The sequence below is a fragment of the Pseudovibrio sp. WM33 genome (genome assembly GCF_001623165.1).
GTDB lineage: Bacteria > Pseudomonadota > Alphaproteobacteria > Rhizobiales > Stappiaceae > Pseudovibrio.
The window spans coordinates 21,987-28,588 of sequence record NZ_LMCK01000091.1; the positions used below are offsets into that span (position 1 = coordinate 21,987).

At 52.6% G+C, this 6,602-nt stretch carries 4 protein-coding genes; 3 read left to right on the forward strand and 1 reads right to left on the reverse strand.

Annotated features, from left to right (window positions below; genetic code table 11):
• Nucleotides 1-93: 93 nt before the first annotated feature.
• From PsWM33_RS18130 to dnaE, 3 genes are all read left to right on the forward strand, one after another.
• Nucleotides 94-1,380 (forward strand): lipoprotein-releasing ABC transporter permease subunit, encoded by a 1,287-nt coding sequence (locus tag PsWM33_RS18130; RefSeq protein ID WP_063301147.1) that lies wholly within the window; start codon nucleotides 94-96, stop codon nucleotides 1,378-1,380.
• Nucleotides 1,380-2,111 (forward strand): ABC transporter ATP-binding protein, encoded by a 732-nt coding sequence (locus PsWM33_RS18135; protein ID WP_063301149.1) that lies wholly within the window; start codon nucleotides 1,380-1,382, stop codon nucleotides 2,109-2,111. The genes PsWM33_RS18130 and PsWM33_RS18135 overlap by 1 nt, the downstream gene beginning before the upstream one ends.
• 588 nt (nucleotides 2,112-2,699) lie before the next feature.
• A complete protein-coding gene (gene dnaE / locus PsWM33_RS18140) occupies nucleotides 2,700-6,134 on the forward strand; it encodes a DNA polymerase III subunit alpha (protein WP_063301148.1) in 3,435 nt (1,144 codons plus the stop codon).
• Nucleotides 6,135-6,239: 105 nt separating this feature from the next.
• Here dnaE and PsWM33_RS18145 read toward each other — a convergent pair whose 3' ends face one another.
• Nucleotides 6,240-6,494, reverse strand: a complete 255-nt coding sequence (locus PsWM33_RS18145; RefSeq protein ID WP_208994624.1) for a hypothetical protein — start codon at nucleotides 6,492-6,494, stop codon at nucleotides 6,240-6,242.
• Nucleotides 6,495-6,602: the final 108 nt, after the last annotated feature.

Below are 6,602 nucleotides of genomic sequence, written 5' to 3' on the forward strand. Positions count from 1 at the left end.
CGGGCCTTTTTGCCAGAGCTTATGGCACTTGCTCTTCATGCTCCCTATATTCCACGGGGTAGTTGAACAGGCGGAAACGGAGAATAGTCTAGTATGACGGCAGAGATTCAGGCGGCTCAACCCGGAAAAAACCGGTGGTTTGCACCCTTTGAGTGGATGCTGGCAGGGCGTTATCTGCGCTCCAGACGCAAAGAAACTTTCATTTCTATTATTGCCGGTCTGTCCTTTTTGGGCATCACTTTGGGCGTTGCAACTCTGATCATAGTTATGGCGGTGATGAATGGGTTCCGCACGGAGCTGCTGACCAAAATTCTTGGCATCAACGGACACGTCCTTGTGCAGCCCATCGATAGCCCGCTCAATGACTATGAGGCGACCTCGGTCAAGCTGGCTGGCATCGACGGTGTTGATTTTGCTATGCCGTTTGTTGAAGGGCAGGCGATGATCTCCGGACCAAGCGCTGATCTGGGTGCTTTGTTCCGTGGTGTTCATAAGGCTGATCTTGATAAGCTGGATCTGGTATCCGGGAACGTTTTGCTTGGAACGCTGGATGGGTTTGATGATGGTGAAGGTGTCGCCATTGGCTCCCGCCTTGCTCGCCAGCTGGGTGTTACTGTTGGTGATACGGTGCGCGTGATTACTCCGCGTGGCAGCATCACGCCGATGGGGATGACCCCGCGGGTGAAGGGCTATCCCGTCTCCGCGATCTTCCAGATTGGTATGAGCGAATATGATGGCACGATTGCCTTCATGCCGTTTAATGAGGCGCAGCTCTATTTCAATAAGGAAGGTCTGGCGACGGGCATTGAGGTCTATGCAGACGACCCGGATGCTGTTGGTCCGCTGCGACCTGTCATTGAAGAAGAGGCTGGACGGCCTGTGTTCGTTTCTGACTGGCGCCAGCGCAATATGACGTTCTTCTCAGCGCTTGAGGTTGAGCGTAACGTGATGTTCCTGATCCTTACGCTGATTGTTCTTGTGGCCGCTTTGAATATCATTTCCGGCATGACCATGCTTGTGAAAGATAAGGGCCGTGATATTGCCGTGCTGCGTACGATGGGTGCTACCCGCGGTGCGGTGATGCGGATCTTCATCATCACGGGGGCCAGCATTGGAACCATTGGTACGTTTGCCGGGTTTATTCTGGGTACTGTGGTGTGCTGGAACATTGAGAGCATTCGTCAGGGGATTTCCTGGTTGACCTCGACCGAGCTGTTCTCGCCTGAGCTTTACTTCCTTTCAAAGCTGCCGGCTGAAATGAATCCGAGTGAGACGACCAGTGTTGTTATTATGGCTTTGGTCTTGAGCCTGCTTGCTACGATTTACCCTGCCTGGCGCGCAGCCCGGCTCGATCCTGTTGAGGCTTTGCGCTACGAATGATGAATAAACCAACAAAACCGGTTGCTGGTGTTTCGCTTAAGGGTGAGGAACGCGTTCCTGTTCTGAGTTTGAAGAATGTTGTCCGCGGTTATGTTGAGGGCAACAGCAAACTGGAAATTCTGAAGGGCGCTGACCTTAACCTCTATGAAGGGGAAATGGTTGCGCTCGTGGCCCCCTCTGGCGCAGGTAAGTCTACGCTGATGCATCTGGCTGGCCTTTTGGAAATGCCGCAGAGCGGTGAGGTGCTGATTGGCGGGCGGGAATGTTCCAAGCTCAATGATGATGCGCGCACTGCCATTCGGCGCACCGAGGTGGGCTTTGTCTACCAGTTCCATCAGTTGCTGCCAGAATTTACTGCGCTTGAGAACATTGCGCTGCCGCAGATGATTTGCGGACTGAAACGTCATGATGCAGAAGAGCGTGCACGCCAGTTGCTTTCTTATATGCGCCTTTCTGAGCGTGAAACTCATCGTCCGGCAGAGCTTTCCGGTGGTGAGCAGCAGCGTGTTGCAATTGCGCGTGCGGTTGCCAATGCGCCGCGTGTTCTACTGGCCGATGAGCCAACCGGAAACCTCGATCCGAACACCTCTCAGTATGTGTTTGAGGCACTGACCGCACTGGTGCGTGCGTCTGGTGTGGCGGCCTTGCTGGCAACCCACAATCTGGAAATTGCAAAACAAATGGACCGGCGGATTACGCTGCGCGAAGGCAAGGTGGTCGAGCTTCCTTAAATTGGAAATGAGAATGCGTTCCATTGAGAATCAAATGCCAGCGACCTGTTCGCTGGCATTTTTGTTTTGGGGAGATGTTCTTGTTTTGATGCCTGTTGTTCTCTCTGTCTGAATGCTCAAGCGAGGCTGGTGTTCCGCGATGCTCACCTGCCGTGTTAACGCTGGCCGGTTATGCAACTTATTGAGTTGCTGAGGGAAATGCCTTGCTGTGTTTGAACGGTGATGTCGGAGAGTTAATGCGTATACCACTCATTAACTATGAGTTAGACCCAGCCAAATTAAGGGTTGAAATAATAAGAACATTAATAGAACGTAACAGATACAAATAGGGTTCAAATTAAGGGTGTTTGTTATGTCATTTGTACTTCGTGAAGCAGCAGCATTCGGTTCTATCGTTCTTTTTGCAAGCAGCTGCCTGATGTGGGGTGATGCGCTGACCCGGATGCTTCCTTAGAAAATACTGAGGAAGAGAGGTTGGGAAACTCGGGATAACCGGTGGTGCGATTTGCCAGACAATTGCATTTTGCTTTTGGGTCCTCCAAATGAGGTGCTACTGTCGCACACACCTTGCGAACCAAAAGGCTCCAGATGTCATCTCCAGGATTCGTCCATCTCCGTGTTCACTCGGCTTATTCTTTGCTGGAAGGAGCTCTCCCAATTGGAAAGCTGCTTGATCTGGCTTCCAAGGATGAGCAGCCGGCACTGGCCATTACTGACAGCGGGAACTTGTTTGGTGCGCTCGAGTTTTCTGAAAAAGCTTTTGGCGCGGGTATACAGCCTGTCATTGGTTGTCAGATATCGGTGACCTTTGATGATCAGCCTGACGCAGTGGGAGATGAAGCCGTCAGTGATCTGGTTTTTCTTGCCGTGAATGAAGGGGGCTATGAGAACCTCATGGATCTTGTATCAAGAGCCTTTCTTGATACAGAGCCGGGGCTCAAAGCCAATGTTCCTCTTTCACGTGTGTTGGATAAATCCGATGGCTTGATTGTTCTGACTGGTGCGAGTGATGGCCCGATTAACTCGCAACTGCGAGAGGGGCATGTTGATCTTGCCAAGTCTCGCCTAGAGGTTTTGCAGGCCACATTTGGCAACCGTCTTTATGTGGAGTTGCAGCGCCACAATATGAAAGGCGAGGAGGATGTTGAGCCTGTGCTCCTGAACCTTGCCTATGATCTGAATATTCCAATTGTTGCGACCAACGAAGCTTATTTCCCTAATCCAGATGATTATGAAGCGCATGATGCACTGATCGCGATTTCCGAAGGTCGTGTTCTCGTCGAGACGGATCGCCGTCAGCTGACGCCGGACCATTGCTTCAAAACCCGTGAGCAGATGATGGAGCTGTTCTCCGATCTTCCGGAGGCACTTGAGAACTCTGTGGCGATTGCGCGGCGCTGTCATTATCGGCCGTTGAAGCGAGATCCTATTCTGCCACGCTTTGCTGGTGCGGATGCTGATGCTAGCGAAGCGGAGCGTGCTGAGGCGGAAGAGCTGACGCGGCAGGCGAAGGAAGGCTTACAGGCACGTCTCGATCTGCATGGGCTGGCACCTGACCTTGAAGAGAAAGATTACTGGGACCGTCTGGATTATGAGCTTGGCATCATTATCCGCATGAAGTTCCCTGGATACTTCCTGATCGTTGCGGACTTTATTAAGTGGGCGAAGAACGAGGATATTCCTGTGGGGCCGGGGCGTGGTTCCGGTGCGGGATCGCTTGTTGCTTGGTCACTGACCATCACCGACCTGGACCCAATGCGATTCTCCCTGCTGTTCGAGCGCTTCCTGAACCCGGACCGTGTGTCCATGCCGGATTTCGATATCGACTTTTGCCAGAACCGCCGTGAAGAAGTGATCCGGTATGTGCAGCGCAAGTATGGCCGCGAGCAGGTAGCACAGATTATCACTTACGGAACGCTGCAGGCCAAGGCGGTGCTGCGCGACGTGGGCCGTGTTCTGCAGATGCCATATGGTCAGGTGGACCGCCTAAGTAAACTGGTTCCCGGCAACCCGGCCAATCCGTGCACACTGCCAGAGGCGTTGGAGCAGGAGCCGCGGCTGCGTGAAGCAGCCAAGCAGGAGGAAGTTGTCGACCGTCTGCTGAAAATGGCGCAGAAGCTGGAAGGCCTTTATCGTCATGCGTCCACCCACGCGGCGGGGGTGGTGATTGGGGACCGTCCGCTTGAGCAATTGGTGCCGCTTTACCGAGATCCTCGTTCGGACATGCCTGTTGCTCAGTTCAACATGAAATGGGTTGAAGCAGCCGGTCTGGTCAAGTTTGACTTTTTGGGTCTGAAAACGCTGACGGTGATTGATACTGCGGTTTCGCACATCAAGAAGCGCGGCATTGAAGTTAAGATCGAAGAAATACCGATTGATGATCCCGCGACCTATAAGCTTCTGGCTGCTGGTGAGACGGTTGGCGTGTTTCAGCTGGAAAGTCAGGGCATGCGCCGCGCGATTGCTGGTATGCGGCCTGACCGGTTTGAGGATATCATTGCTCTGGTGGCGCTCTATCGCCCGGGCCCGATGGACAATATCCCGATCTACAATGCTGTGAAGCATGGTGAGCAGGAACCAGACTATCTCCACCCATTGCTGGAACCAATCCTGATCGAAACAAACGGCATTATCGTTTATCAGGAGCAGGTGATGCAGATCGCTCAGGTGCTCTCTGGTTACTCTCTTGGTGAAGCGGATTTGCTGCGCCGTGCGATGGGTAAGAAGATTGCTGCCGAAATGGAGATCCAGCGCGCCCGCTTTGTTGAGGGGGCGGTTGAGCAGAAGGTCGATAAAAATCAGGCCGGGATGATCTACGATCTGGTGGCCAAATTCGCGAACTATGGTTTTAACAAATCCCACGCGGCTGCTTATGCGCTTGTGGCCTATCAAACCGCATGGCTGAAAGCGAATTATCCGGTTGAGTTTCTCGCCGGCATCATGACGCTTGATCTGGGCAATACAGATAAGTTGAGCGACTTCCGTCAAGAAGCGGTGCGTATGGGCATTGAGGTTGTGCCGCCTTCTGTCAATAAATCCGGTGTGCATTTTGATGTGCTGGACGGCAAGATCGTTTACGCCATGGGTGCGATCAAAGGTGTGGGCGAGCAGGCGGTTGAACACATTGTTGATGTACGTGGAGATGAACCGTTTAAGGATCTGGGTGATTTTGCGACGCGTATCAGTCCAAAGGTTCTCAATAAACGTACAATCGAGAACCTCATCGCCGCTGGTGCATTTGATGAACTTAATCCGAACCGTGCGCAGTTGCTTGATGGTTTGGATCGCATCATTGGCATGGCGCAGCGAACAGAACAGAACAAGACGTCCGGTCAAAACGACTTCTTTGGCGGAGACAATGCGCCTGAGTCTTTGATCCTCAATCCGACGGATCCGTGGCTTCCATCCGAACGGTTGCAAAAAGAATATGCAGCGGTCGGCTTTTATATTTCCGCCCATCCGCTTGATGAGTATCGTGAGCTGTTTACCAAGTTGCGTGTGCAGCTGTGGAAGGATTTTGAACGCTCTGTGAAAGCTGGGTCTTCAGCGGGGCGCCTTGCAGGAACTGTGACGGCAAAGCAGGAGCGTAAGACCCGTACTGGCAACCAGATGGGCATCGTTCGTATTTCTGATCCGACCGGGCAGTATGAAGCGGTGATGTTCTCTGAGACACTGAACCAGTGCCGTGATCTGTTGGAGCCGGGGCAATCTGTTGTGCTTTTGGTGCAAGCAGATATGCGCGATGAAGAAGTCAGTGTTCGCATTTCACAGGTAGAGCCGCTGGAGAAAGTGGCGGGCAGGGTGCATCGAACCCTGCGGATCTTCCTGGGATCCAGCGAACCAATCCAGAGCTTGCAACGCCAGCTGCGTCGTGGTGGTGATGGTGAGGTGAGTTGTGTTGTGCTGCTGGATAACGGTCAGCGCGAAGTAGAGGTCAAACTTCCGGGCAACTATCAGCTCTCACCACAACTCTCTGGCGCGTTGAAGACACTGCCGGGTGTGATGGACGTTCAGATGTCCTAGGATGCTTCGGTATATGCAAAAAAGAACCCCGCTGAAGATGTTCGGCGGGGTTTGCTATTTTAGGGCATGTTGCGTTTAGTGGTGTTCATGCCAACGGCTCCGATACTAAAAGATTTTCTGTATGACCTGTTCAGCGCAGGAGTAACCAAGGTTTCTGGCGAAGCGGTCTACGCTCTTTTGTCCTTTCTCAGCCAGATCAGTTAAATCGGCATGATCAGTAACGTTGCAGGTTGAGGTAGCGAGGATTTTGCCATCCTTAGCGGAAACTAGGATTGCGCGTCCGCGGTAGCGGTAAGCGAGATTTGCGAACCAGCCTGCGCCCTGCATTTCTGACTGATAGGTGACTGTTGATACATCCAAGTAGTACCAGAGTAACCGGTTTCTCTGGCGAGCTTTGTGAGAGCTTTTGCGCGTTTCTCCTCGCTGATTGTCAATGAGCGTTCAAAATTGATCCGGCATCATCATTTA